Origin of the sequence: Streptomyces sp. NPDC052114 (assembly GCF_040680155.1) — a bacterium.
Classification (GTDB): Bacteria; Actinomycetota; Actinomycetes; order Streptomycetales; family Streptomycetaceae; genus Streptomyces.
Genome location: NZ_JBFAWC010000004.1, coordinates 523,771 through 547,971, shown reverse-complemented (window position 1 = coordinate 547,971; position 24,201 = coordinate 523,771). Strand labels below are relative to the sequence as shown.

General features: G+C 72.2%; 17 protein-coding genes. 7 read left to right on the top strand and 10 right to left on the bottom strand.

Going from position 1 to position 24,201, the window contains the following annotated elements; translation table 11 throughout:
• Window positions 1–94: 94 nt before the first annotated feature.
• Both AB0L89_RS12205 and AB0L89_RS12200 read left to right on the top strand, forming a co-directional pair.
• A complete protein-coding gene (locus tag AB0L89_RS12205) occupies window positions 95–1,261 on the top strand; it encodes an acyl-CoA dehydrogenase family protein (RefSeq protein ID WP_365138479.1) in 1,167 nt (388 codons plus the stop codon).
• Entirely contained in the window at window positions 1,258–1,659 is a 402-nt protein-coding gene (locus tag AB0L89_RS12200; RefSeq protein ID WP_365138476.1) for a RidA family protein, read from the top strand. Before AB0L89_RS12205 ends, AB0L89_RS12200 begins: the two co-directional genes overlap by 4 nt.
• Window positions 1,660–1,734: 75 nt before the next feature.
• On the opposite strand, the gene AB0L89_RS12195 is transcribed toward AB0L89_RS12200, so the two are convergent.
• Window positions 1,735–3,264: a UDP-N-acetylglucosamine 1-carboxyvinyltransferase gene (locus tag AB0L89_RS12195; RefSeq protein WP_365138473.1), complete on the bottom strand. Its 1,530-nt coding sequence runs from the start codon at window positions 3,262–3,264 to the stop codon at window positions 1,735–1,737.
• Between the two features lie 93 nt (window positions 3,265–3,357).
• Complete coding sequence (locus AB0L89_RS12190; protein WP_365138470.1) at window positions 3,358–5,274, bottom strand: amidohydrolase; 1,917 nt, start codon at window positions 5,272–5,274, stop codon at window positions 3,358–3,360.
• Window positions 5,275–5,439: 165 nt separating this feature from the next.
• On the opposite strand from AB0L89_RS12190, the gene AB0L89_RS12185 reads away from it, so the two are divergent.
• On the top strand, window positions 5,440–6,453 hold the full coding sequence (locus AB0L89_RS12185; protein WP_365138467.1) for a LacI family DNA-binding transcriptional regulator: 1,014 nt from the start codon (window positions 5,440–5,442) through the stop codon (window positions 6,451–6,453).
• On the opposite strand, the gene AB0L89_RS12180 is transcribed toward AB0L89_RS12185, so the two are convergent.
• Complete coding sequence (locus AB0L89_RS12180) at window positions 6,448–7,044, bottom strand: TetR/AcrR family transcriptional regulator (protein ID WP_365138464.1); 597 nt, start codon at window positions 7,042–7,044, stop codon at window positions 6,448–6,450. The genes AB0L89_RS12185 and AB0L89_RS12180 overlap by 6 nt on opposite strands.
• A 75-nt stretch (window positions 7,045–7,119) precedes the next feature.
• Here AB0L89_RS12180 and AB0L89_RS12175 point away from each other — a divergent pair, with 75 nt between their 5' ends.
• Window positions 7,120–7,929 carry a class I SAM-dependent methyltransferase gene (locus tag AB0L89_RS12175; protein WP_365138461.1) on the top strand — a complete coding sequence of 270 codons (810 nt, stop codon included), beginning with the start codon at window positions 7,120–7,122 and terminating at the stop codon, window positions 7,927–7,929.
• A gap of 237 nt (window positions 7,930–8,166) precedes the next feature.
• Entirely contained in the window at window positions 8,167–10,881 is a 2,715-nt protein-coding gene (acnA, locus tag AB0L89_RS12170; protein WP_365138458.1) for an aconitate hydratase AcnA, read from the top strand.
• A gap of 82 nt (window positions 10,882–10,963) precedes the next feature.
• Here the strand turns inward: acnA and AB0L89_RS12165 are convergent, their stop codons facing one another.
• A complete protein-coding gene (locus tag AB0L89_RS12165; RefSeq protein WP_365138455.1) occupies window positions 10,964–12,271 on the bottom strand; it encodes an NAD(P)-binding domain-containing protein in 1,308 nt (435 codons plus the stop codon).
• A gap of 91 nt (window positions 12,272–12,362) precedes the next feature.
• On the opposite strand from AB0L89_RS12165, the gene AB0L89_RS12160 reads away from it, so the two are divergent.
• A complete protein-coding gene (locus AB0L89_RS12160; protein WP_365138452.1) occupies window positions 12,363–12,998 on the top strand; it encodes a MerR family transcriptional regulator in 636 nt (211 codons plus the stop codon).
• Here AB0L89_RS12160 and AB0L89_RS12155 read toward each other — a convergent pair whose 3' ends face one another.
• The 3 genes from AB0L89_RS12155 to AB0L89_RS12145 form a co-directional block, all read right to left on the bottom strand.
• Window positions 12,999–13,778, bottom strand: a complete 780-nt coding sequence (locus tag AB0L89_RS12155) for a hypothetical protein (RefSeq protein ID WP_365138450.1) — start codon at window positions 13,776–13,778, stop codon at window positions 12,999–13,001. It abuts the gene before it with no gap.
• A 112-nt stretch (window positions 13,779–13,890) separates the two neighbouring features.
• Entirely contained in the window at window positions 13,891–14,283 is a 393-nt protein-coding gene (locus AB0L89_RS12150; protein WP_365138448.1) for a VOC family protein, read from the bottom strand.
• Between the two features lie 117 nt (window positions 14,284–14,400).
• Entirely contained in the window at window positions 14,401–15,741 is a 1,341-nt protein-coding gene (locus AB0L89_RS12145; RefSeq protein WP_365138445.1) for an MFS transporter, read from the bottom strand.
• 382 nt (window positions 15,742–16,123) lie between these two features.
• Here AB0L89_RS12145 and AB0L89_RS12140 point away from each other — a divergent pair, with 382 nt between their 5' ends.
• Window positions 16,124–17,296: a S1 family peptidase gene (locus AB0L89_RS12140; RefSeq protein ID WP_365138442.1), complete on the top strand. Its 1,173-nt coding sequence runs from the start codon at window positions 16,124–16,126 to the stop codon at window positions 17,294–17,296.
• Between the two features lie 34 nt (window positions 17,297–17,330).
• Here the strand turns inward: AB0L89_RS12140 and AB0L89_RS12135 are convergent, their stop codons facing one another.
• The 3 genes from AB0L89_RS12135 to AB0L89_RS12125 form a co-directional block, all read right to left on the bottom strand.
• Window positions 17,331–19,265 carry a HEAT repeat domain-containing protein gene (locus AB0L89_RS12135; RefSeq protein WP_365138439.1) on the bottom strand — a complete coding sequence of 645 codons (1,935 nt, stop codon included), beginning with the start codon at window positions 19,263–19,265 and terminating at the stop codon, window positions 17,331–17,333.
• Window positions 19,266–19,979 (bottom strand): SAVMC3_10250 family protein, encoded by a 714-nt coding sequence (locus tag AB0L89_RS12130; protein WP_365138436.1) that lies wholly within the window; start codon window positions 19,977–19,979, stop codon window positions 19,266–19,268. It abuts the gene before it with no gap.
• A gap of 80 nt (window positions 19,980–20,059) precedes the next feature.
• Window positions 20,060–23,965 (bottom strand): GH92 family glycosyl hydrolase, encoded by a 3,906-nt coding sequence (locus tag AB0L89_RS12125; RefSeq protein ID WP_365138433.1) that lies wholly within the window; start codon window positions 23,963–23,965, stop codon window positions 20,060–20,062.
• Window positions 23,966–24,201 lie beyond the last annotated feature (236 nt).

Below are 24,201 nucleotides of genomic sequence, written 5' to 3'. Positions count from 1 at the left end.
TTGCCTGCCGGTCGGGCGCTGTGGTGGGCTCGCTCCATGAGCGTATCGTGATGGTGACGACAGTCAACGGTGCGCGATAGAGGAGGGGTCCGAGATGACGGCATTCTCGCTCAATGCGGAACAAACCGCCCGCTGTGCGGAGCTGCGCACCCTCGCCGCCGAGCGGCTGCGCCCGCTGGCCGAGAAGGGCGAGCCCGGTCATGTGAACCGGCCACTGGTGGCGGCCCTGGGGGAACTGGGGCTCCTGGACGGCCTGTTCACCTCCGGCGCCCTCGACCTCTGCCTGATGCGCGAGTCCCTCGCCCACGCCTGCACGGAGGCGGAGACCGCCCTCGCGCTGCAGGGCCTCGGCGCCCATCCGGTGCACGCCCACGGCTCGGCGGCGCAGCGGGAGCGCTGGCTGCCGGGGGTCCGCGCGGGGCGCACCGTCGCGGCCTTCGCGCTCTCCGAGCCGGGCGCGGGGTCCGACGCCGCGGCCCTCTCCCTGGAGGCGGCCGGGGACGGCGCCGGCGGCTGGCGCCTGACCGGCGAGAAGTGCTGGATCTCCAACGCCCCCGAGGCCGACCTCTACACCGTCTTCGCCCGTACGTCCCCGGGCGCGGGCTCCCGCGGCGTGACCGCCTTCCTGGTCCCCGCCGACCGCGCGGGCCTCACCGGCAGCCCCCTCGACATGCTCTCCCCGCACCCCATCGGAGCCCTCGCCTTCGACGGCGTGCGGGTCGACGGGGCCGACGTCCTCGGCGAGGTGGACCGCGGCTTCCGGGTCGCGATGACCACCCTCAACCGCTTCCGGCCCAGCGTCGGCGCGTTCGCGGTCGGCATGGCCCAGGCCGCCCTCGACGCCACCCTCGCCCACACCGCCGAACGGACCGCGTTCGGCGGCCCGTTGAAGGACCTCCAGTCGGTGGCCCACCAGGTCGCCGAGATGGCCACGCGCACGGAGGCGGCCCGCCTGATGGTGTACGCGGCGGCGGCCGCGTACGACCGCGAGGGCCCCCAGGCCCCGGGCATCGCCCGCCGCGCGGCCATGGCGAAGCTCCTTGCCACCGAGACCGCGCAGTACGTGGTTGACGCGGCCGTCCAGTTGCACGGCGCGCGTGCGCTGCGGCGCGGGCACCTCCTGGAACACCTGTACCGCGAGGTGCGCGCGCCCCGCATCTACGAGGGAGCGAGCGAGGTCCAGCGCACGATCATCGCGAAGGAGCTGTTCGCGAACCCGCCGCAGTCCGCCCCGACCTCAGCCGAGGAGCCGCCCGCATGAGCAGCCTGCACCGCGTCAACCCCGCCGAACTCTCCCCGCCCACCGGCTTCTCGCACGCCGTCGCCGCGACCGGCTCCCGGCTCGTCTTCCTCGCCGGGCAGACCGCCCTGGACGCCGAGGGCAAGGTGACCGGCGCGACGCTGCCCGAGCAGTTCGAGCGGGCGCTGGCCAACCTCCTCACCGCCCTGCACCACTGCGGCGGCACCCCCGCCGACCTCGCCCGCGTCACGGTGTACGCCACGGACGTCGCCGACTACCGCGAGCACGCCCCCGAACTGGGCCGCGTCTGGCGCCGCCTGGCGGGCCGCGACTACCCGGCGATGGCGGTGATCGGCATCGCCCGGCTGTGGGACGAGCAGGCCCTGGTGGAGGTGGACGGGGTGGCGGTGCTCGACTGAATCAGGGGCCCGACACGGCCACCGCCCGCACCCCGAAGGGAGTGCGGGCGGTGGACGGAGCGGCGGGCGTCGGGCTCAGATGTCCCGGAACGTCTCGATCTGCGCCCCCACGGAGTTGAGCCGCTCCGCCAGGTCCTCGTACCCGCGGTTGATGACGTACACGTTGCGGAGCACCGACGTGCCCTCCGCCGCCATCATCGCGAGCAGCACCACCACCGCGGGCCGCAGGGCCGGCGGGCACATCATCTCGGCGGCGCGCCAGCGGGTCGGGCCCTCGACCAGGACCCGGTGCGGGTCCAGGAGCTGGAGGCGCCCGCCGAGGCGGTTGAGGTCCGTCAGGTAGATCGCGCGGTTGTCGTAGACCCAGTCGTGGATCAGCGTCTTGCCCTGCGCCGCCGCCGCGATGGCCGCGAAGAAGGGGACGTTGTCGATGTTCAGGCCCGGGAACGGCATCGGGTGGATCTTGTCGATCGGCGCCTCCAGCTTGGAGGGCCGCACCGTGAGGTCGACCAGGCGCGTACGGCCGTTGTCCGCGAAGTACTCCGCCGTGCGGTCGTGGTCCAGGCCCATCTCCTCCAGGACCGCGAGCTCGATCTCCAGGAACTCGATCGGCACCCGGCGCACCGTCAGCTCGGACTCCGTGACGACGGCGGCGGCCAGCAGGCTCATCGCCTCGACCGGGTCCTCGGAGGGGGAGTAGTCGACGTCGACGTCGATGGTCGGGACACCGTGCACGGTCAGGGTGGTCGTGCCGATGCCCTCGACCTCGACGCCCAGCGCCTCCAGGAAGAAGCACAGGTCCTGGACCATGTAGTTCGACGAGGCGTTGCGGATGACGGTCGTACCGGCGCTGCGCGCGGCGGCGAGCAGCGCGTTCTCGGTGACGGTGTCCCCGCGCTCGGTGAGGACGATGGGGCGGTCGGGGGTGACGTCGCGCGCGACCTCGGCGTGATACAGCCCCTCGGTCGCCGCGATGTCCAGACCGAACCGGCGCAGCGCGATCATGTGTGGCTCGATCGTGCGGGTGCCCAGGTCGCAGCCGCCCGCGTACGGCAGCTTGAAGCGGTCCATGCGGTGCAGCAGCGGGCCGAGGAACATGATGATCGAGCGGGTCCGGATCGCGGCCTCCGCGTCGATGGCCTCCATGTCCAGCTTCGCGGGCGGCACGATCTCCAGGTCGACGCCGTCGTTGATCCAACGGGTGCGCACGCCGATGGAGTTGAGGACCTCGAGGAGGCGGTAGACCTCCTCGATGCGGGCGACGCGGCGCAGCACCGTGCGGCCCTTGTTGAGCAGGGACGCGCAGAGCAGCGCCACGCACGCGTTCTTGCTCGTCTTGACGTCGATGGCGCCGGAGAGCCGGCGGCCGCCGACCACCCGCAGGTGCATCGGCCCGGCGTAGCCGAGCGACACGATCTCGCTGTCGAGCGCCTCGCCGATCCGGGCGATCATCTCAAGGCTGATGTTCTGGTTGCCGCGCTCGATGCGGTTCACGGCGCTCTGGCTGGTGCTGAGCGCCTCGGCGAGCTGCGTCTGTGTCCAGCCCCGGTGTTGCCGGGCGTCACGGATGAGCTTGCCGATGCGTACGAGGTAGTCGTCTGCCATGCGTCGCAGGTTATCTCAGATATGAGATGGCGCACGCGCTGGGGTAGGCCATATGAGGAGCGGCCGCCCGGCGGCCGCTCCCCGAGGGGGAGTTCAGCCGCAGCCGCACGACGCGTGTCGCCCGCCGTGCACCGACGCGTGAGCCGTGGGCCGGGGCCCCGCCGCCGCCCGCGTCACTCGGGCGGCGGCCGCGCGACCTGCCGACGACTCGGCGTCGTGCACCACTGTGCCCCCGACGAGCGTGAGGCGCACCTCGACGGAGCTGATATCGGCCACCGGACACCGCGTCACATCGCGGTCGAGCAGCACGAGATCGGCCGCTTTCCCTCTCTCGACGGTCCCGGTCAGGTGCTCCGCGCGAAGTTGACGCGCGGTGCCCAAGGTGTGCATGAGCAGGGAGGACGTGCGCGTGAGGCCCTCCTCGGCGCGGTAGAGGTCGCCCTCGCCCTCCATGCCCCTGCGGTCGATCGCGGTACGGATCTGGTTCCAGACCTGTAGAGGGTCGACCGGCCAGTCCGAGCCACCCGCGAGCGCCGCGCGCCGGTCGCGCAGACTGCGCGCCGGGTACAGCCAACGGTGGCGCTCCGCCCCGATGTAGGGCAGCAGGGCGTCCATGGTCCAGGTGTTGCGGGCGGCCCACTGGAGCTGCATGCACGCGACGGCACCGAGCGCCGCGAAGCGGGGGAGGTCGGCGGGATCGACCAGTTGGAGGTGTGCCGTGGTGTTGCGGAGATCACGGCGGCCGGTCTTCCGCAGGGCGTACGCGTACCCGTCCAGGGAGGTGCGCACGGCGCGGTCGCCGATGGCGTGGGCGTGCATCTGCCAGCCCTCCGCGTTGAAGGCGGCGCTCAGCCGTCCGTAGTCCGCCGACGAGACGTACAGGTCGCCGCGGTGGTCGGTGGGTTTGCCGTCCTTGTCCAGATAGGGCTTCAGGAGCGCGGCGGTCTGCGCCGGGTACTCGATGACGCCGTCGAGGAACACCTTGATGGTGCCGAAGCGCAGTCCGCGTACGTCCGCGAAGTCCTTGCGCAGTCCCTTCGCGTACGCGACCGCGGCGGCCGGGTCCTTCGTCAGGTCGGTCTCGATGCGCAGGGCAGGAACGAAGCGCTGGAGGAGGCGGTCCGACCCGGCGAGCCGCCGGTACAGCTCCAGTTCGCCGCGGCCCACCACGGCCTCCATGAACGTCGTGACCCCGGACGCCGCCGCCTCCGCGAGGATTTTCGCGGCGGCATCGGCCAATTGGGTCTCGTCGGGCTCGGGGATGTGCCGCGAGACGAGCGGCTGCGCGTCGTCCTTGAGCACGCCGGTCGGCTTCCCGTCCGCCCCCTTCACGATCTTGCCGCCGACCGGGTCGGGCGTCGACGGCGTGATCTTCGCGATGTCCAGGGCGCGCTGATTGGCCCACAGGTTGTGGCCGTCGCCGCCGCGCAGGGCGATCGGGCGGCGGGTCGGCAGGGCGTCGAGCATGGAGTGGTGCGGGGCGGTGCCCTGCGGAAGCAGACCCACCGGGTTCCAGTCCTCCACGACCAGCCACCCGTCCGGCTCCTGCTCGGCGGAGTCCTTCAGGAACCCGGTCAGCGTCTTCTGGAGCTCCTCCACGGTCTGCTCGGCGCCCGCCAGCGAGGGCCGCAGCGAGCGGCCCGCGGCGTCCATCGGGTGGGCGTGCCCGTCGTGCACGCCGCTCATGACGGTGCCGCCGCGCGCGTCCACGACGTCGGTGTCCCGCCCGACGAAGCGGCGCAGTGCGGCGTCCGTCCCGACGGCGAGGATCTTCCCGTCCCGCCCGACGGCCACGGCGTCGGCCCGCGCGTGGTCCGAAGTCCCGGTGAACACACGGGCGTTGTGCACGACGAGCGCGGCGGACCGGCGGGTCGACGAGGCCTCGGCGGGCCCCGCGGCGGTGACGAGCCCGGCGGCCCCCGCGGCCCCGGCGGCGGTGAGGAGACCGCGCCGGGAGAGCGGGGGCGACGACGGCGGCGACGGCAGGGGCGGCAGGGACGACTGGGGCATGACCACACTCCAACGCGTAGCGGTGACGGGTGGAGGGAACCCTCGACGAGTAATCCGTTAACCAGAACCCGCCCCCGACGACGAATTCCGCACGAGGCGTCCCCGCGGGGACGCGGGCTGCCGTGTGAGGCGTCCGCGCGACCCGCCGCCACCGGACTCCGTACGATGTGCCGCGTGCCAGGGCCGACTCTCGCCGACATCGCCCGTGCCGCGGAGGTGTCCACCGCGACGGTCTCGCACGCCCTCAACGGCACCGGCCGGATCGGCGAGGCCACCCGCCGCCGGGTCCGCGAGACCGCCACCCGGCTCGGCTACGGCACCCCCCACGGCCCGCGCAGCCGCACGATCGGCATCGCCGTCACCACCTTTCCGGCCGCCTGGAACTACACGGAGATCGCCTACTTCTCGCGTGCGGTGAGCGCCGCCACCTCGGCCGCCCACGCGCGCGGCTACGCCCTCACCACGCTCCCCGCCGACCGCGCCGCCGACGACTCCTGGCACGGCCTCGCCGTCGACGGCATGGTGATCATGGACAGCCCGCGCGGCGACCCCATGGCGCGCGCCCTGCGCGCCCGGGGCATCCCGCTCGTCTTCGACGGCGTCCCCGGCGATCCGCACCCCGGCGACCACTGGGTCGACAACGACCACGAGAGCACCACCCGCGAGGTCCTCGACCACCTCGCCGCGTCCGGCGCCCGCCGCGTCGCCCTCCAGTCGGGCAACGGCGACGAGCACTACGCCCACGCGGTGACGGCGGCGTACGAACACTGGTGCGCGGAGCGCGGCGCGCCCGCGCTGATCGTGCCCTTCGACGTGACCGACACCCACGGCCACGCGTTCGACCCCCTGCTGCGGACCCCCGACCGCCCCGACGCGTTCTACGCCGCCTACGACCCCGGCGGCCGCCAACTCCTGACCGCCGCCCACCGGCACGGCCTGCGCGTCCCGGACGACCTGCGCGTGGTGTGCGCGAGCGAGGACCCCGCCTACGCCCGCACGACACCCCCGCTCACCACGGTCACCCTCGACCCGGACCGCACGGCCCGCACGGCGGTGACGCTCCTCGTCGACCTGATCGAGGGCAGCTGCACGACGCCACCGGGCCCGGTCGCCGTACCGGCCCGTCTGCTCGTGCGCGCGTCGTCCGACGTCACGGAGGTACGGCCGCCCGCGTCATGAGGACGGCGGCAGCACCCCCGCAAGCACCGTCCCCACGACCCTGCGGACCTCATCGGCCGGCGGCCGGGCGCCTTCGCGGCCCGCGAAGAGCAGGTGGCCGCTGCCGATCAGGGTGAGCGCGAGCGTGTCGACGTCGGCGTCCGGGGTCAGGCGGCCGAGGTCGCGTTCGGCCGTGAGATAGGCGGTCAGTGCCGTGCCGGCCTCCGTCAGGACGGGGAGGCCGACCGGTGTGGTCGCGCGCAGGCGGGCCCGCAGCGTGTCCCGCGCGGTGACCAGGCCGAGGATCGCCAGGGCGACCGAGCCGAACAGGTCCGTCAGGGCGCCGGTGACCCGGTCCGCCACCGTGCCCGTCCCCGCGGTGGCGCACAGGGCGGCGCCCCGTGCGTCGACGCGGGCGATCCGGTCGCGTACGAGCTCTTCGAGGAAGGCGTCGAAGTCGGCGAAGTGGCGGTGCAGCACCCCCTTGGCGCAGCCCGCCTCCGTGGTGACCGCGCGGCTGGTCAGCGCGTTCGGACCCGACCGCAGCAGCACGCGCTCGGCCGCGTCGAAGAGCTGCTCGCGCACATCGCGGATGGCGACCCCTGTCGGCACGGATGGTCCGCCCTTCTCTCGCTGATCCCGTTCGTCCCGTTGACGAGTGGGCATGCGCCCACTCAGAGTGGGCGCATGCCCACTATCCCCGAGAACCAGCCGCACCGACACCGTCAGGTGGCCGAGTCCTTCGGCGTCGACGCCGAGCGCTACGACCGGGCCAGGCCCCGCTACCCCGACGCCCTGGTCGCCCGGATCGCCGACGGCGCCCCCGCACCCGCCGTCCTCGACGTCGGCTGCGGCACGGGCATCGTGGCCCGGCAGCTCCGGGCGGCCGGCTGCGCGGTCCTCGGGGTCGAGCCCGACACGCGCATGGCCGAGGCGGCGGAGCGGCTCGGGGTCACGGTGGAGGTGGCCGCCTTCGAGGACTGGGACCCGGCGGGGCGGCGGTACGACGCGGTGGTGGCGGGTCAGGCCTGGCACTGGGTCGACCCGGTCGCGGGCGCCGCCAAGGCCGCACGCGTGCTGCGCCCCGGCGGCCGTCTGGCGGTGTTCTGGAACGTCCCCGAACTGCCGCCCGCCGTCTCGGAGGCCTTCGCCGAGGCGTACCGGCGCGTGGCGCCCGACTCGCCGATGGCGGTGGCGGCGGCGCCGCTCAGGACCGATGACCCGTACCGGCCCCTGCTCGACCTGGCCGCCGACGGCATACGGCGGGCGGACGGCCTCGCCGCGCCGGAGGAGTGGCGCTTCGACTGGGAGTGGACCTACACCCGTGACGCGTGGCTGGACCAGCTGCCGACCCAGGGCTCGCTCACCCGCCTCCCGGCGGACCGGCGGTCCGAGGTCCTGGCCGCGGTCGGCGCCGCCGTCGACACGCTGGGCGGCACCTTCACGGCGCGTTACGCGACGGTGGTGGTCACCGCGCGGGTGGCGGGCGACCGGTGAAATGTCCGGAGAAACGCGGCGGCGCGCGGCGGGCGGCGTGACCCAGGGCATGCGGACACGCCTCGTCGTACCCATGGGTGATGTACTAGGGTTATCTCGACATCGAGATATCTGCCGAGGCGCACCAGTAGCCGCCACCCGGTAAGGGTTACCTAACTAAGCCTTACCTTAGCGGATCGACGAGGAGTCGTGGCGGCAGGATGTGATGGAACGCGCACACATATGAAGGAGACTGTCGTGTCGGCGAACAGCTTCGACGCCCGCAGCACGCTGCGCGTGGGCGACGAGTCGTACGAGATCTTCAAGCTGGACAAGGTCGAGGGCTCCGCACGCCTTCCCTACAGCCTGAAGGTGCTGCTGGAGAACCTCCTCCGTACCGAGGACGGCGCGAACATCACCGCCGACCACATCCGTGCCCTCGGCAACTGGGACTCGCAGGCCCAGCCCTCGCAGGAGATCCAGTTCACGCCGGCCCGCGTGATCATGCAGGACTTCACCGGCGTGCCCTGCGTCGTGGACCTCGCCACCATGCGCGAGGCCGTGAAGGAGCTCGGCGGCGACCCCGCGAAGATCAACCCGCTGGCCCCGGCCGAGCTGGTCATCGACCACTCCGTCATCGCCGACAAGTTCGGCACCGCCGACGCCTTCGGCCAGAACGTCGAGCTGGAGTACGGCCGCAACAAGGAGCGCTACCAGTTCCTGCGCTGGGGCCAGACCGCCTTCGACGAGTTCAAGGTCGTCCCCCCGGGCACCGGCATCGTCCACCAGGTCAACATCGAGCACCTCGCTCGCACGGTCATGGTCCGCAACGGCCAGGCCTACCCCGACACGCTGGTCGGCACCGACTCGCACACCACGATGGTCAACGGCCTGGGCGTCCTGGGCTGGGGCGTCGGCGGCATCGAGGCCGAGGCCGCGATGCTCGGCCAGCCGGTCTCCATGCTCATCCCGCGCGTGGTCGGCTTCAAGCTGACCGGTGAGCTCAAGCCCGGCACCACCGCCACCGACCTGGTCCTCACGATCACCGAGATGCTGCGCAAGCACGGCGTCGTCGGCAAGTTCGTCGAGTTCTACGGCGAGGGCGTCGCCGCCACCTCGCTCGCCAACCGCGCCACCATCGGCAACATGTCGCCGGAGTTCGGCTCCACCGCCGCGATCTTCCCGATCGACGGCGAGACGCTGAACTACCTGAAGCTGACCGGCCGTTCCGAGCAGCAGGTCGCGCTCGTCGAGGCGTACGCCAAGGAGCAGGGCCTCTGGCTCGACCCGGCCGCCGAGCCCGACTTCTCCGAGAAGCTGGAGCTCGACCTCTCCACGGTCGTCCCCTCGATCGCCGGTCCGAAGCGTCCGCAGGACCGCATCGTCCTCGCCAACGCCGCCCAGCAGTTCGCCCTCGACGTACGCAACTACGTCGACACCGCGGACGAGGCCGGCCAGGAGTCCTTCCCGGCCTCCGACGCCCCGGCGACCACCAACGGCGTCCCGTCGCGGCCGACCACGGTCACGGCCCCCGACGGCTCGACCTACGAGATCGACCACGGCGCGGTGACGGTCGCGGCCATCACGTCCTGCACCAACACCTCGAACCCTTACGTGATGGTGGCCGCGGCCCTCGTCGCGAAGAAGGCGGTCGAGAAGGGCCTGACCCGCAAGCCGTGGGTCAAGACCACCCTCGCCCCGGGCTCGAAGGTCGTCACCGACTACTTCGACAAGGCCGGTCTGACGCCCTACCTCGACAAGGTCGGCTTCAACCTCGTCGGCTACGGCTGCACCACCTGCATCGGCAACTCGGGCCCGCTGCCCGAGGAGGTCTCGAAGGCCGTCAACGACCACGACCTGGCCGTGACGTCCGTCCTCTCCGGCAACCGGAACTTCGAGGGCCGCATCAACCCCGACGTCAAGATGAACTACCTGGCGTCCCCGCCGCTGGTCGTCGCGTACGCCATCGCAGGGTCGATGAAGGTCGACATCACGACCGAGGCGCTCGGCACCGACCAGGACGGCAAGCCGGTCTTCCTCAAGGACATCTGGCCCTCCGAGGCCGAGGTCAACGACGTCGTGGCGAACGCCATCGGCGAGGACATGTTCAACAAGTCCTACCAGGACGTCTTCGCGGGCGACGCCCAGTGGCAGGCGCTGTCCATCCCGACGGGCAACACCTTCGAGTGGGACGCCGAGTCGACGTACGTCCGCAAGCCCCCCTACTTCGAGGGCATGGCCCACGAGCCGTCCCCCGTCGAGGACATCGCGGGCGCCCGCGTCCTCGCCAAGCTGGGCGACTCGGTCACCACCGACCACATCTCGCCCGCCGGTGCGATCAAGGCCGACACCCCGGCCGGCAAGTACCTCACGGAGCACGGCGTCGAGCGCCGCGACTTCAACTCCTACGGCTCGCGCCGAGGCAACCACGAGGTCATGATCCGCGGCACGTTCGCCAACATCCGCCTGCGCAACCAGCTCGCGCCGGGCACCGAGGGCGGCTTCACCCGCGACTTCACGCAGGCCGACGGCCCCGTGTCGTTCATCTACGACGCCTCGCGCAACTACATCGAGCAGGGCACGCCGCTCGTCATCCTGGGCGGCAAGGAGTACGGCTCCGGCTCGTCCCGCGACTGGGCCGCCAAGGGCACCGCGCTCCTCGGCGTCAAGGCCGTCATCACCGAGTCGTACGAGCGCATCCACCGCTCGAACCTCATCGGCATGGGCGTCCTTCCGCTCCAGTTCCCGGAGGGCCAGTCGGCCGACTCCCTCGGCCTGACCGGCGAGGAGACCTTCTCCATCACCGGCGTGACCGAGCTGAACGACGGCTCGACCCCCCGCACGGTGAAGGTCACCACCGACACCGGCGTCGAGTTCGACGCGGTCGTCCGCATCGACACCCCCGGCGAGGCGGACTACTACCGCAACGGCGGCATCATGCAGTACGTGCTGCGCAGCCTGATCCGCAAGTAAGCGGTCAGGGCAGGCGGCTGAGGGCCGCACCCCCGGATACGTCCGGGGGTGCGGCCCTTTCCGCGTTCTCATGCGGTGGTGCTCACCTCGTGACCAGCGACTCCGGCGAGCCCGAGCGCATGACGTGGTCGACGTGGATCAGGCGGGCGAGGGCCCGGCCGTTCTCCACGTTCGCCGAGATGCCCACCGGGACCACGTAGTTCCCGTCCGGGAGCCCGGCGTAGTACAGGCCGGGGAGGGCTCCGAGGAGACCTCTGTCCTGGAGCGGCGCCCCGTTCGCGTCGAGCACGTGCCGCGGCAGGATGCGGTAGTCGGGACCGAATCCGGTGCACCAGACGATCGATGTGATGCCGTGGTGTGCCAGGTCGAGCCGCTCGCCGAAGTCGGCGACGTGCTCCATGGGGACCTCGGGGACGGGCTTCTCCTCCGGCGCCACGAAGCCCCGTCGGCGGATGCGGGCGTCGATCGTGTCGACGGCGTGCCGGAAGGAGCGGGCGGACTCCTCGGCGACGGCGACGACGTTGTCCTTGAGGAGGAGCGTCCGGCCGTCGGCCGCACGCACGGAGCCGACCAGGGTGACGCCCTGCGCGGCCAGGGTGCCGACGTTGAGGTCCTCGCGCTTGTCCCGTACGGCGGTCACCGGCAGGCCCGGCAGGACGGGGCCGCCGTCGCCGCCCACGGTCCCGAAGTCGTCGTACAGGGAGAGCGCCGACAGCCATTCGAGGAGGCCGCGGCCGCGGTAGTGGCGCGGCCACGCGCGATGCCGCCCGACCGCCAGGAAGGTGCGCCGCCCGGCGCCCGCCAGCTCGTGCGCGATCTGCTGGCCGCTGATGCCCGCGCCGACCACGAGCACCGCCCCGTCCGGCAGGGCCGCGGGATTGCGGTAGTAGCGGGAGTGCAGTTGGTGGACGGACGGGTCGACGTCGGCGGCGAGGGCGGGGGTGCGGGGTGCGGCGTAACCGCCCACCGCCACCACCAGGTTGCGGGACTCGACGACACCTCCGGCGGACAGCCGCGTCCTGAACCTCACCTCGTCGTGCTCCGAGGCGTCCGGCAGGCACTCGACCTCCCGGACGGGCGTGTGCTCGCGCACCCGCAGCTCGCTCTCCTGCGCGTACCGCCGCAGGCGCCGGGCCAGTTCGGGCCCCGACATGAACCCGTCGGGGTCGTCGCCGTCGTACTCCCGGCCGGGAAAGCGCACCGATCGGTTCCCGCTCCCGACCAGCAGGCTGTCCCACCGTTCGTGCGCCCAGGCCTGGCCGATCTCACCCCGCTCCAGGACGAGCGCCTCGCGCCCGAGCTCCGCCAGGGCCCCGGCCACGCCGCACCCCTGTTGTCCGGCGCCGATGACGACGGTCTCCACGTACTCGATGGACGTGTCTGATGTCATGACAGAACCCCTCCGCCGCGAGAACGCAGCTACTTAGGTTTACCTAAGTCAGACCTTGCCTTCTCAAGTCGTCTTGATGTCAACTGAGTTCATGACGCGGCGACGTGCGGTCCTCATCGGCGAAGCGGCGGCCCTGTACGGCCTGGCGCCGTCCACGGTGCGGTGGTGGGAGCGGCAGGGCGTGCTCGATCCGCCCGCCCGCGACGGCGGCAAGCGGCGCTACGGCGACATCGACCTGCGCCGCCTCGGCCTCGCCTATCTGTGCTGTGTGGTGGGGCGGATGCCGTTGGACCAGGCCGCCGTCGTCACCTCGGGGAAGGGCACGCGTGCGGCCTGGCAGGAGGCCATCGACGCCCAACTCGTGCGACTGGAGCGGACGATCGCGGAGCTGGAGGCGGCCCGGGGGTACCTCCGCCACGCGCTGAACTGCACGAGCGACGACATCGCGGGGAACTGCACCATCATGGACGCCGAGCTGACCGCGCGCACTCCGCGCGGGCGCTTCCCGGGCTCCGACATCGTCACCGCAGCCCGCACGGCCCGTGGCGACGCGGCGGGCGGGCCCCCGCGTGACGAAAACGCGGCGGCCGGCCCTCCGTGTGACGAAAGGCCGGCGTTCTGCCCCGGTTGCCGGGGGACGGTCACGCGATCGTCGCGCGGACGGCCCCGGACGTACTGCTCACCCGCCTGCCGGCAACGCGCCTACCGCGCGCGTCGCCGCGGGTGATCAGCTCAGAGGGATGTTCTTCACGGCGGACAGCAGCGGGACAAGTACGTAGTCGCCGTTGCCGGAGCCGCAGTTCGGGCTCGTCTCCTGGGTGTCGGAGATCTTCGTGCCCGTCGTGTACCGCGCGTCCGGGGCGGGCACCACGCTCGTCATGTGGCTCTTGAGCCGCTCCGAGTAGTACACGCACTGGTGCAGGTTGAGGTAGCGGCCCGCGGTCAGGTCCAGGGGCAGGGAGCCCGAGAGACCGGGGTTGGGTACGTGGTTGCCGTTGCCCGGACCGCAGGTGGGAGTGGTCTCCTTGGTGTTCGAGACCTTCGTGCCGGTGGAGTAGCGTCCGTCGCCGCTCGGCGTCACGAGGGTGGTGAAGCGGTCCGTGCTCGCGCTCCGGTAGTAGTCGCACTGCTGGAGGTTGAGGTAGCGCCCGGCGGTGAGGTCCAGCGCCTTGACGCCGTGCAGGAGCGGGACGGGTACGTGGTTGCCGTTCCCCGCGCCGCAGGCCGCCGTGGTGTCGGCGCTCGCGGAGTGCTTCGTGCCGGTGGAGTAGCGTCCGTCGCCGCTCGGCGTCACGAAGGTGTTGAAGTGGTCGTCGAGGCTGCTCGCGTAGTACGCGCACTGATGCAGGTTCAGATAGCCGGAGGCCGCCGCCTCCGCCTGCCGGGCCTGCCGGTCCTGCTGGTCATCAGCCGCCGGGGCCCGCCCGGTGGCGCCCAGGAAGGCGCCCGTGGCGAGGGTGAGGGCCAGTACCGGTCGCCACACGCGTGTGGCCGTCCATCGCGTCATTTCGGTTCTCCCGTCCGGGTGCGGGCCGCGCTCTGGAACCGTCCCGCACTTCATGCGACGAAGGTCCCAGGGGCACCCCGCACCCCGGTATCCCGAAATCAGGGGATTGCGGTCACGAGACGGGCCGGCCGCCGTACGGCACCGTGATCAGCTCCATGGCGTGGTCCGACGGGTCCAGGAAGTAGACGCCCTTCCCGCCGTCGTTGCGGTTGATCTCGCCGGGCTGCTTCTGGTGCGGGTCGGCCCAGTGCGTGATGCCGCGTTCGCTGATCCTCGCGTACGCCGCGTCGAACTCCGCCTCGGAGACGAGGAAGGCGTAGTGCTGCGGAGTGATCGATTCGGCGGGGATGGTGGCGAAGTCCAGCGTGACGCCGTTGCTCAGGTCCACCGCGATGAACGGGCCCCATTCCGCGGTGATCTCAAGGCCCAGCAGGTCCGCGAAGAAGTCGGCGGACTCCCGGTTGTTCCGGGCGTGGACGATCGTGTGGTTCAACTCGACTGACAAGGAATGCCTCCAGAAGGCATCTCCCGACACCTCCATGCCTCACCCGGCCGGTGACCGACACGCGATGTCGCCGGGGATCTTAGGCTCGGCGACATCGCGTTGTCGAGTCCGGTTCTCCTACCGACCGCGGCGACCGGTCAGCGCCACGGCCACCGCCGTGACCAGCACGCCTGCCGCCGCCCACGCGAACGCCGCCCGGAAATCGACCGCTTGGGTCGCACCGCCGCCGACCGCCGCGCCCACCAGGACCGCGAGGCCCAGCGAACCGCCGAGCTGGTCCACGGAGCGCTGCACCCCGGACGCGGCGCCCGCGTCCGCCTCCGTGACGTCGGACAGCGCGGCGTTCTGCAGGGCGAGCAGCCCGAGCCCCATCCCGGCCGCCACGGGCAGCATCCCCGGCAGCACGTCCACCCACAGGCCGCCCTCGTCCGGCAGCCGTGCCAGCCACCCGAGCCCGGCCGCCGTGAGCAGCAGACCCGCCAGCGCCGTGCGCCACATGCCGAGCGCGCCGATCAGCGAGGACGCCGCACGGATGGCGGCGAGCAGCACCGCGCAGAACGGCAGATACGCCAACCCGGCCTGGAACGGGCCGAGTCCGACCACGTCCTGGAGATACAGGGTGACCAGGAAGAACATCGCGGAGAGTCCGGCGCTGAGCGGAATCGTCGCGGCGTTGGCGACGGCGCGGGCGCGGTGGGTGAAGAAGGCGAGCGGCACGAGCGGGTGGTCCGTACGCGCCTCGACGGCGACGAACGCGGTCAGGAGCACCGCCCCGACGAGCAGTGAGGCCACCGATCCGCTCAGCGCGCCGTGGACGAGGGCGAGCGGTCCGCCGGTGAGGAGTGCCGCGCCGGGCAGGTCGAGCCGGCCGCCCAAGGGGCGCGGCCCGTCGGCGCGCACCAGCCGGGGAGTGAGCGCGACGACGGCCGTCACGATCGGCACGTTCACCCCGAAGATCCAGCGCCAGTCCAGGAGTTGGACGATGACGCCGGAGAGCAGGACGCCGACGACGAGACCGCTCGCGGAGATCGCGCCCCAGACGCCGAGTGCCTTGGCCCGCTCCGCGGGTGCGGGGAAGAGGAGCGCGATCAGCGACATGGCGGCGGGGGAGGCGAGCGCCTCGCCCACGCCCTGCGCGAACCGCGCGGCGATCAGCGTCTCCAGGTTCGGCGCGAGCCCCGCCGCGAGGGACGCGGCGCCGAACAGGACGGCGCCGAGCAGGAACATCCGGCGCCTGCCGAGCAGATCGGTCAGCCGCCCGCCGAGCAGCAACAGGCCGCCGCCGGCGAGCGTGTAGCCCGTGACGACCCAGGACAGGGAGGCCGTTTCGGCGCCGAAACGGGCGCCGATGGACGGGAGCGCGACGTTCACGACGGTGACGTCGATCGCGATGAGGAACTGGAGGAGGGAGAGCAGCGCGAGGCTGAGGGCGCGGCGGTCCCGCGTAGGGATGTTCATGAAGTGGGCACTCCAGGTCGGCCCCTGGCCGGTGAGCGGCGGGGGCTGAGGAAGACAGGTCGCTTCCGTGCCACGGACCCGCGGGGCGGGTGGGGCACCTGGAGTTACTTGGTCCCGGACATGAGAGGGACCGTAGCCGGTGGGCGGCGGGCGCGCACCTGGATTTTCCGGGAGCGGCGGCGTGGGCGCCCCGCGCCGCACGGGCATGGCTCCGGACGCGCGCGCGGCCGTGGTCCGCGCATCGGAAACGGAGCGCCGGGCGCCGTAGGTCTGGACTTGGCCGCGTGCGCTCTCTACGCTCTGCCGCACCATGAGCTGAGAGCGCTCTCAGATCTCAACTCCGCTCCACTACCGCCCTGTTGGAACGACGAGAGGTCCTCCTGTGAGACGCAAGACCAGCGCACGCCTCCGCCTGTCCGCCGTGCTCCTGACCACCGCCTGCGCGGCCGCCGGCCTCACCGCCACCGGCCTGGCCCCCGCCGCTGCCGCGGACCCCGCCCCGGCGCCGGAGTCCCGGCAGCCCGCCTCCCCGGCCCTCCTCGACGCGATGAAGCGCGACCTCGGCCTCACCCCCGCCGCCGCGCGCGAGCGCCTCGCCGACGAGCGGCAGGCCGTCAAGACCGAGCGCGCGGCCCGCAAGGCGGCCGGCGCGGCGTACGCCGGTTCCTGGTTCGACGCCGGGAGCGGTCGGCTCGCCGTCGCCGTCACCGGGCCGGGCGCCGCCGCGGAGGTGCGCGAGGCGGGCGCCGACGTCCGCGTCGTCGAGCACAGCGCCGCGCGGCTCGACGCGGCCAAGGCCCGGGTCGACAAGCTCAAGGCCCCGAAGAACGTCGCCAGTTGGCGGGTCGACGTCAAGGCGAACCGCGTCGTCGTGGACGTCGTCGAAGGGCACCGTGCCGACAACGATGTCAAGAGCTTCCTGCGGAAGGTCCGCGCCACCGCTCCCGTCCAGGTCGGCACGGTCGCGGACGCGCCGAGCACCTTCGCCGCCGGGACCGTCGGCGGCGACCCGTACTACACCGGCAACGTCCGCTGTTCCATCGGCTTCTCCGTGCACGGCGGCTTCGTCACGGCCGGGCACTGCGGCAAGGCCGGTGCGGGGGTGCGCGGCTGGGACGGCTCCGACATCGGTTCGTTCCAGGGCTCCTCGTTCCCCGACAACGACTACGCCTGGGTGTCCGTGGGCAACGGCTGGTGGACCGTCCCGGTCGTGCTCGGCTGGGGCACCATCCCGGACCAGCTGGTCCGCGGCTCGGCGGAGGCGCCGGTCGGCTCGTCGATCTGCCGCTCCGGCTCCACGACGAAGTGGCACTGCGGCAACCTCCTCGCCAAGAACGAGACCGTCAACTACTCCGACGGCACCGTCGTCCACCAGCTGACCAAGACCAGCGTCTGCGCCGAGGGCGGCGACTCCGGCGGCTCGTTCATCAGCGGCGACCAGGCCCAGGGCGTGACGTCCGGCGGCTGGGGCAACTGCAGCAGCGGCGGCGAGACGTGGTTCCAGCCGGTGAACGAAATCCTCCAGCGCTACGGGCTGACGCTGCACACGGCCTGATCCCCTTTCGGCGCCGGGGTGTCCCCGACCAGGATCAGCCCTGATCCGGGGCACCCCGCCGCCCCGCGATGACCGTCAGCGCCGCCCGCAACGCCCGCGTGTCCCGGTGGGGCGGGTGAGGGTGTGTCAGTACGTATGTGTCGGCCTCCTCCGTGTTGAGGGCCGTCAGGGAGGACAGGGCCGCGTCGCGGCAGTCCCAGTGGTCGTCCGTCAGCAGTGTTGTCAGGGGGACGGCCGCTGCCGGGTCCCCGCGCTCGCCCAGTGCCGCGGCCACCGCCAGATGGACCTCCTCCGGCTGGGCCGGATCGGTCAGTCGGCACAGGCCGGCGAGCGCTTCGGGGCCGGGGCACCGGGCCAGCGCGGCGATCAGGTCGCCGGTGAGCTCGGGGCGCGGCGAGTGGGTCAGGGAGGTGAGGACCGGCGCGGCCGGGGCGCCGATGCGGCCCAGGGCGTGGACGGCCGCCCGCGCGACGTCGCGGTCCGCGTCCCGGGCCGCGAGCGCCCCCAGCGCCTCGGCCGCCCCGGTCCCGGGGAAGGCGCCCAGGGCCTGCGCCGCCTGGAGCCGTACCGTCTCCGACGCTTCCCGTACGGCGGCGAGCACGACGGGGAGCGACTCCCGCGCCGCGATGCGTCCCAGTGCGTGCAGGGCGCGGGCCCGGAGCGTGCCGGGCTGCCCGTCGTCCGCCGCCAGAGACGCGAGGCCGGCCGCCGCGGGGCGGTGGCGCAGGGCCGCGAGCGCGTCGACGGCGGCGGCGCGCAGCCGCGGGGCCTCCTCCTCGTCGAGGGCGGCGGCGAGGAGCAGAGGCGCGGCTTCCGTGTGTTCCAGATGTCCCAACGCCCGTGCGGAGTAACGGCGTTGCGTCGCGTCGCCGATCCCGGACAGCAGGAGGAGAAGGGCCTGTACGGGCGGCTGCGGCAGGCGGGCCACCGCCCGCGCGGCCGCCTCGCCGATCCGCCGGTCACCGAGGGCGGCCAGCAGCGCCACGGTCGCCACCGCGCCGCCCACGGCCCCGAGCGCCCCGGCCGCCGCCCTGCGCACGGTCGGTACGGCCGCCTCGTCGAGCAGCTCGATCAGGGTCGGTACGTCGCGGTAGTCCTGTGCCTCACCGAAGAGGTCGGGCCGCTTCTGGATGAAGGCGCAGACCGTGACGGCGACACAGTCGGGGGTCCGGTACGGGGCGCGGCGGCCCGGCACGGAGTTCATCAGGTCGCCCCGCAGCTCGTCCCGCCCCGTCTTCGTGCGGGCGAGCAGCTCGGCCGCGGGCGCCGCGGTCGCCGCGTCCGGGTCCCGCAGCGCCCGGCGCAGCATGATCTCCGGGATCCAACCGGCTGGCGGTGGCCAGGACTCCTCGGGAAGGTCGGCGAGTGCCGCGACGGCCGCCCTGCGCAACGGGGGAGAGGTGGACTCGGAGTCCACGAGGAACAGCAGGGGCGCGCCCGTCCGCGGATCGCGCATCGCCCCGAGCGCCCGCACGGCGTGCACCTCGTCCCGGGGCAGCAGCGACCAGAGCGCGGCGAGCAGCGCGGGCACGGCCTCCGGGGGACGCAGCGCGGCCACCGCGTCGACCACGTGCTTCGAGGGGTGCGGCGCGGCGAGTCCGTCGATCAGCTCGCGGACGGCCTCGGGCCCGCCGAGGGTGCCCAGGGCTCCGTACAGCGTCTCCGGCCAGGTCGAGTTCTCCGGCAGTTCCCCGCGCAGCCGCCGCAGCAGGAAGGGGACGGCACGGCGCTCGCCGAGCCGTGCCAGCGGGGAGATGACCCACAGCTCCAGATGGCGGGCGTAGCGGCCCGGCATCGCCAGGCAGTGGAGGAGCGCCTCACAGGCCTCGGGTCCGCCGATGTCCCCGAGCAGTTCGGCGGCCCCCAGCGCCGTCGAGAAGTCCTCGGACCGCAGGCTCCGTCGCAGGCCCGCCACGTCCCCGGCCAGCCGCATCCGGATCAGGTCCGGGACCGCCTCGCCCGGCGCCACTCAGGCCCCCCGCTCCTGGTCCTCGTCCGCCATCGCCACGTACAGCGGGGTGCCGACGACGATCCGCAGTTGCCGCCCGTCGGGTCCGGTGACGGTGCCGGTCAGCAGGCGCCGGGCGAGGAACTCGGCGTACACGGGCGCGACCGTCAACGAGTCGGAGAATTCGAGGACTTGGTGCAGCGCCTGGTTCTCGTGGGCGGGCGTCACGGCCCGGGGCGTCCGGTACTGCCGCGGCCAGTCCTCCGGCGCGTCCTCCAGGAGCCGGAACAGCGACGGCAGCATGGAGTACGAGGCCCGGATCGTGTCCTGGGCCGTGCGCTGCCCGACCAGATGGCGCGCCGAGCCGATGAGCGCGACGACCGTGTCGCCCTCCCGCCCCGTGATGAACGTCGGCCCTTCGGGCGAGCCGTACCCCGCGATCCGCAGGCCCAGGTCGCCCCGGAACCACGGCCGCGGTTCCGTCATCCAGCTGACGTCGAACTCCCGCTCCAGATAGGCCTCGACGATGTCGAGCCGGTCGTACGTGCTCGTCTCGGCACGCGGCGACTGCACGGCGACGCTGAGCACCTTGAGGTCGACCTTCGCCTCGACGGCGAGGCGCTTGAGGAGCTTGGCCGGGATCTGCTCGTACAGCATGTCCAGCTTGTCGCCGGACAGATAGAGGTAGTACCGCACGCGGGAGGCCTCCGGGTCGTGAGCCGGGGTCCGCAGCATCGCACACTTCGGGACGCGGACGGGGGCGGGAGTGAACTCACCACTCCCGCCCCCGCGTCACCGCGATCCGCCGCGCCGGATCAGCTCAGGAGCTCCACCTCCGCGAGCGTCGCGGACCCGTCCGGCACCAGCCGGTAGTGCCCGTACGTCCCCGGATCGCTCACCGTGAAGGCCCGCGTCTGCTTGTCCCAGGCGAAGGACTCGCCGGACCGCTTGTCGAGGTCCTTCCACTTCTCGCCGTCCTTCGAGCCCTGGAGGACCCAGCCGCGCGGCGCCTTCGCCTTGTCGGCCGACGACGTCAGCGTGTACTGCACCGCCTTCGTCTCCTTGCCGACCGGCAGCTCCACGGCGGAGTCCGAAGTGGCCGCCGTCGCCGAGGAGTCGTCGAAGAGCGCGCCCTCGCCCTTGAGGGCGTCCTTGCGCGGCGACGGCACCTTGTCGTCCTGCGTGATCGACGTCGGCTGGCCGCCCTTGCCGGAGCCCCAGGCCGACGGCTTCGGACCCATGTCGAACTCCAGGACGCCGCCGCGCGCGATCTCCTCGTGGGGGAGCGCCGTCGACGTCCACTTCTTGCCGTTGACCCTCAGCCCCTGCACGTACACGTTCTCGGCGCTGTTCTTCGGCGCCTTCACGACCAGGTCGCGGCCGTTGTCGAGGTGCACGGTCATCTTGGTGAACTGCGGTGAGCCGATGGCGTATTCACCGCTGCCCATGACGAGCGGGTAGAAGCCGAGCGAGGAGAAGAGGTACCAGGCCGACTGCTCGCCGTTGTCCTCGTCGCCGTGGTAGCCCTGGCCGATCTCGCTGCCGGTGTAGAGGCGGGAGAGGACCTCGCGGACCTTCTCCTGCGTCTTGGCCGGCTGCCCGGCCGCGTCGTACATGTACGCCGCGTGGTGGGCCACCTGGTTGGAGTGGCCGTACATGCCCATGCGGACGTCGCGGGCCTCCGTCATCTCGTGGATGACGCCTCCGTAGGAGCCCGCGAACTCGGCGGAGCCGGTCTCGGGGGTCGCAAAGTACGTGTCGAGCTTGTCGCCCAGACCCTTGCGGCCGCCGTACAGGTTGGCGAGGCCGCGCGAGTCCTGCGGGGCGGTGAAGGCGTAGCCCCAGGCGTTGGTCTCCGTGTAGTCGTGGCCCCACACGCGCGGGTCGAACTTCTCCGAAGGCACCCGCCAGACGCCCTTGGCGTCCTTGCCCTGGAAGAAGCCGGCGCTCGTGCCCGCGCCCGCCGCCTTGCCGTCGAAGAGGTTCACGTAGTCACGGGCGCGGTTGAGGAAGTACGCCGACTCCTCCTTGTAGCGCTTCTTGCCCGTCTTCTTGAAGAGGGCGTCGCCCATGCGGGAGATGCCGTAGTCGTTGAGGTAGCCCTCCAGTGCCCACGACAGGCCCTCGTGGGTCTCGCTGGGCGTGTAGCCGAGGAACGGCGACTTCTCCATGCCCTTGCGGCCGACGCCCGAACTCGGCGGCACCACCGTCGCGTTCTTCACCGCCGCGTCGTACGCGGCCTCGGCGTCGAACTTCACGCCCTTGACGTACGCGTCGGCGAACGCCACGTCCGAGGAGGTCCCCGTCATCAGGTCCGCGTAGCCGGGCGAGGACCAGCGCGAGGTCCAGCCGCCGTCCTTGTACTGCTGCACGAACCCGTCGACCAGCTCGCCCGCCTTCTTCGGCGTGAGCAGCGAGTAGGCGGGCCACGTCGTGCGATACGTGTCCCAGAAGCCGTTGTTGACGTACGGCTTGCCCTCGACGATCTTCGCGCCGGTGTGGGTCGGGGTGTCGGGTCCGGTCTGCGGGGAGAACGGCGATGCGTACTTGTACGTCCCCTTGCCGCCCGTCGAACGCACCTTCTCGAAGCCCGAGTTGGGGTAGAGGTACAGCCGGTACAGGCTGGAGTAGAGGCTCGTGCGCTGGCCCTCGCTCGCGCCCTCGACCTCCACCTTGCCGAGCAGGTCGTCCCACTGCTTCTGCGCGCGGTTCTTCACGCGGTCGAAGGAGGTGCCGGACGGGATCTCCTGGGCGAGGTTGTCCTTCGCCTGGTCCAGGCTGATCAGCGACGTCGCGATCCGCAGGTTCACCGTGCGGTCCTTGCCCGCCGCGAAGCGGAGGTAGCCGGTGACGTCGCCGCCACCGCCGCCCTCCAGCTTGCCGCCCGCCGTGACGCCGTCGTCGAAGACGCCGTACACGAACATGCGCGTCGCGCCCGTCGACAGACCGGACTTGACGTCGGAGAAGCCGGAGACGATCCCCTTCTCCTTGTCGAGGGTCAGGCCGCCCTTCTCGGAGACGTTGTCGAAGATCACGCTCGCGTCGTCACCGGGATAGGTGAACCGCATCATCGCGGCGTGGTCGGTCGGCGCCATCTCGGCCTTCAGGCCGTTCTCGAACGTCACGCCGTAGTAGTGCGGGCGCGCCGTCTCCTGCTCGTGCTTGAACGGCAGCGCCCGCTTGGTGCGCGAGGCGCTCGGGGTGTCCTTGTCGACGGACGGCATCATCTGGAACGTCTGCCGGTCGCCCATCCACGGGCTCGGCTCGTGGCTCGCGCTGAACGCCTGGATCGTCGGCAGGTTGTCGTCGTTGTTGCCGCGCGCGTAGTCGTACAGCCAGCTCAGGGAGCCCGCGTTGGTCACCGGCGTCCAGAAGTTGAAGCCGTGCGGCACGGCCGTGGCCGGGAAGGTGTTGCCGCGCGAGAAGCCGCCGCTGGAGTTGGTGCCGCGCGTGGTGTCCGCGTAGTCGGAGGGGTGCGCCTTCGGCTTCGCGGGCGCCTTCTCCTTCAGCGACACGTCGTCCAGCCAGCCGCGGAACTTCGCCGGGCCCTTGGGGGAGTCGTACGCGAGGAGGATCCGGTCGACCGTCTTGCCGGCGGCGACCTCGCCGACGCGCGAGGCGACGTCGTTCCACTGGTTGACGTACAGCACCTTGGACGCGCCCTGGCCGCTCGGGTTCAGCGGGAAGCCGTGCCGGTCGACGGCCTTGAGGTCGCTGAGGTAGGTGCCGTCGGTGAAGGCGAGGTCCACGGCCACGTTCGTGGCGGCGTAGTCCAGGTCGCCCTCGGCCATCGAGGGGAAGACGCGGTAGCCGAGCTCGGTGTTCCGGCGCACCGGGACATTGACGTCGAAGACCTTGTTGTACGAGTAGCCGCGGCCGTCCGCCTTGTGCGTGCCCGCGTAGCGCAGCGCGTGCGTGCCGGTGAACCCGGCGCGGGACTTGGCGGTGGGGGAGCCGCTGGGGCCGCGGTCCACCAGGCTCAGCATGTCCTCGGGCGCGGGCGCCTGCGTGCCGCCCACCGAGAACTGGACGTCGGCGAGCTGGAGCGCGTCGTCGGCGCCGTTGTTGGCGGTGACGTCGAGCCGGAAGTGGGCGTAGGCCTTCGCGTCCCCCGGCTCGGCGAAGTCGTACTTCTTCGTCTTGTGCCGGCCGTCGAAGGACTCGCCCTTGCGCTCGTCGAGGACCGTCCACTCCTTGCCGTCGACCGAGCCCTTGAGCGTCCAGTCCTTGGGGTCGCGCTCGGCGTGGTCGTTGGCGGAGGTGAGCGCGTACGTCACGACCTTCGCGGGCTCGTCCAGGTCGAACTCCACCCAGCCGGTCTTCGCGAACGCCAGCCACTTGCTGGTCGCCTCGCCGTCGACGAGGTTCGCCGCGACCTCGCCCGAGCCCGCGTTCTCGCCGCTCGCGCGGACGTCCGTGACGTGGTCGTTGACGCTGCCGGGCAGCCCGGAGCTGAACTCGCCGTTGACGCCCGAGGCCTTCTTCCTGCCGTCGGGGCCCGTCTCGACGGTGCTGAGCCAGTCCGGCTGGGCCTCGCCGTCCTCGAAGGAGGAGACGAACTCCTTCTGCTGACGGGGAGGCCGCTCGGGCCCGGCGACGGCGGCCCCCTGTGCCGCCGCGACGAGCGCGAGCGCCAGGGCCCCGGCGGCCACGGCCGAGCGGGGTCCTTGACCGGGCGGGCGGTGGTGTCTGAAACGAGGTCTGCGTGCCGAGTGCGGCATCCCCGAGCCCCTCCTTGCGAGTTGGACAACGTTGTCACGGTCGCTGCGCAAGGTCTAGTAGGGCGGCAAGTGGCAAGTGGTGTCAAGGCTGTTGGCGTGGGGCGTGATGGTGTAGAGGAGGGTGCCGCGCCACAGGAGGAATCCGGCCAGGTGCCCGGCGGGCCGGGAACGGGCGAGTCGCTCCCGCCGGGACCGCCGGCCGAACCGGGGCGCGCCCGGCGCCCGGTGGGTCACCT